General features: G+C 61.6%; 2 protein-coding genes. Both read right to left on the bottom strand.

All coding sequences use genetic code 11. The features are described 5' to 3' along the window. Window positions 1-192: 192 nt before the first annotated feature. Window positions 193-846: a DNRLRE domain-containing protein gene (locus GF399_08045; protein ID MBD3400269.1), complete on the bottom strand. Its 654-nt coding sequence runs from the start codon at window positions 844-846 to the stop codon at window positions 193-195. A 137-nt stretch (window positions 847-983) separates the two neighbouring features. Beyond that, on the bottom strand, window positions 984-2,903 hold the full coding sequence (locus GF399_08040; GenBank protein MBD3400268.1) for an AMP-binding protein: 1,920 nt from the start codon (window positions 2,901-2,903) through the stop codon (window positions 984-986). Window positions 2,904-3,090: the final 187 nt, after the last annotated feature.

Below are 3,090 nucleotides of genomic sequence, written 5' to 3'. Positions count from 1 at the left end.
TGTCGGGCTGAGTTTTGAGCCATCGTGGGTTAGCGTTGGCTCAGCCGTGGCCGAGATACTGGAGACTATCTACGGAGCTGATAACGGTAAACTTGCCGCCCACCACATCTATTATCTCGTGTTTATTCAGCAGTAGTTTTTTTACTACAGAGCAAAGGAGTCGCCGGACAATCGGCGACTCCTTTGGTATATCTATTGAAAATGAGCTTTAATCCAGCCAAAACTTACTTCTTCTATATCTGTTCCTGATAAAGTCATTATTAAACGCGGGTCATAAGTAATAAACGGATCATCATCTGAGATAGCCTGCAAATAACCATCATACATCCTAATACCATGATGTGGTATATCTCCATCAAGCCAACTCTGTACAAGCTCTGTCAAGTCAAATGATTCCCAGTACATTTCGCCGTAGTCCGGTGCATCAAAGGTGTGTTCAGCGGCGTAGGCCTCGATGATATCCGGCTGGTTGTTCCAGGTGATTTCCATCTCCTCCCAGGCGGCGTCCACCGGGGCGATCCAGATTTCATCCTCAGACAGCGGTCGGGTTTGAATCAAGGCTGAGTTTTTCCAGTTATTGAACAGCGACAGCCACAGCTCCGCCGAGAGCACCGTGTAGCCCCGGCCCACGTAATGGTCCAGCTCGCGGAACTCGATGAAGGCGACTATTGGATAATCAATCGACCCAAGAACTTCAAAGTGCGTCCTATCGCCATAACAGAAATCTGGATACTCGTAGTTACAATGAGCATCGTTCCCTTCGTCGTCATCGGGCTGGAGGGTGACCTCGAAGCTCGCCAAACACACCCCCGCCAGCAACACCACCGCTAACAAAACGTAATGCATTCTGACCTCCCTTGTGACTTCTATCAAACTATAGTCCGCCAAAGGGCGGGAGTCAAGCAACGACGAGCCGCGCCGACCCCCATTGCAGAAAACCGCCCCCCGGGTAGACGGGGGGCGGGGCAGTGCAGCACCAAGGGCTACTTGCCGGGCGCCTCGACGACGTCGGTCCTGAGCAGGTAGCGCTTGATCTTCTTGGTCGAGGTCTTGGGGAACTCCTCCTCGCGAATGACGAAGTCCTTGATGCGCTTGAAGCTCGCCAACTGATCATTGATGCGGCCGACCTCGCGGCGCAGGGTCTCGCGGATCTTGGTCTGGTTGAGCTGGTAGCCCTTCTCCCGGGCGGCGAGATCGAAATGCTCGTAGTCGGGGACGATGACGGCGACGACGTCCTCGCGGTTGGAGTCTGGCTGCCTGCGACCCATGATGACGCACTCGGCGACGAAGGGGCTGCGGCTCAGGTACTCCTCGATCTGCTCCGGGTAGACGTTCTTGCCGGCGGCGGTGACGATGACGTTCTTCTGGCGGCCGGCGATGCGCGGGTAGCCGGCGGCGTCGATCCAGCCGATGTCGCCGGTGCGGAACCAGGGGCCGCGCTGCTCTGGCGGAACCTCGTCGACGCCCGGCCCGGCGGCGTAGAGCGTTTTACCCGTCAGCTCGGTGTCCGCCGGGATGTCGGCGTCCATGAAGACGGCGGCGTTGGCCGCGGCGTTGTCCAGATAACCGGGCATCACCTGGGGGCCGCGGTAGCACAGCTCGCCGTGGCCGTGCTCGTCGGGCTGATAGACCAGCACCTCGGTGCCCCAGAGGCAGGGGCCGATGGATTCGGGCACGGCGCGCTCGAAGTCCGGATAGTTGGCGTTGGTCACCGGGCTGGTCTCGGTCAGGCCGTAGCCCTGGATCAACAGCAAGCCGAGGTGCTCGAAGCCCCGAGCCACGTTGGGATCCAGGGCGGCGGCGCCGGAGATCATCAGGCGCAGCTTGGCCATGCCGGCCTTGTCGCGCAGGCCGTGGAAGATGCCCTTACCCCAACGGCCCTGCAGCACGGCCCGCCCCAGCTTGACCAGGCCCAGGCTGGCGCGGAAAGCCGCTCGTTTGAGGGCCGGCTGCTTGGCGATCGAGCTGTGGATGCCCGCCAGCAGCTTCTCGAACAACAGCGGCACCCCGAGCATGATGCTACCCTCACCCGCGCGGATGGTGCGGATGATGTCCCGGCTCTTCAGGCTGGGGGTGTAGATCACCCGGGCGCCGGAGTAGAGCGGCAGCAGCAGACCGCAGGTACACTCGAAAGTGTGGAACAGGGGCAGCACGCTGACAAAGGTGTCACGACTGTCGATGTAAACCCGCTCCAGCAACTGCTTGGCGTTGGCGACCAGGTTGCGGTGCAGCAAACGCACCGCCTTGCTCTGCCCCGTAGTGCCCGATGTGAACAGGATCGAGCAGGTGTCCTCGGGGGCGGGACGCGTCGGCGGCTCCTCGACCTCCGGTGTCGGGGTGCCGGGGTCCAACAGCGGCCAGCCGTCGATGTCGATGACGGCCTCGAGATCGGGAAAGTCTTCGCGATGCTCCTCGACGTCGCCGGCGACGCGGTCGTGGGCCAGCAGAACCCTGGCCCGGCTCTCGCGCAGGATGTGACCGTACTCGTGCTCGGTCAGCAGGGGGTCGATGGGAACGACCACCGCTCCCGAGGCGACCACGCCGCTGTAGCAGATACCCCAGCGGGGCTTGTTGGGCGCGAGCAGCGCCACCCGGTCGCCCTTGTCGACACCCAGCTCGCGCAGCCGGGCATTGACCGCCAGACTCCTGGCGTAGAACTCCCGCCCCGTCGTCGTCCTCAACTCCTCGCCGACGAAGCCCATCACCATGTCGTGGTCGGGCAACAGCTCGGCGCGGCGTTCGACCAACTCGGCGACGGTCCGCGGATAGGCCGTCAGGTCCGGTACGAGCTCCTCGGCGCTCCACTCTCTGTGTTCCAATGACGGTGTTTCCCGCGCGGCGAGCTGGTTCATCGAGCCTCCCGGTTCATGTAGCGGCATCAGGTCGTATAAGGAACGAAGCATTATTTTACCCACTGAGCCGTGGTCGACGCAACTGGCGATTTGATTGTCAATCCGCGACGGACAACGGACCGCGACATCTCTCAACCTCCACCGATCAAGGCCCCGGGAGCCGGCACGGTTTTTGCGGAGGCGGACCGTTGCCGCCGCTCCAACGGTCGCCGAGATGCAAAAACCGTGCCGGTTCCGG

The sequence above is a fragment of the Candidatus Coatesbacteria bacterium genome (assembly GCA_014728225.1).
Taxonomy (GTDB): Bacteria; RBG-13-66-14; RBG-13-66-14; order RBG-13-66-14; family RBG-13-66-14; genus WJLX01.
The sequence above is the reverse complement of the archived record's forward strand: the minus strand, read 5'-3'. Positions and strand labels throughout refer to the sequence as shown.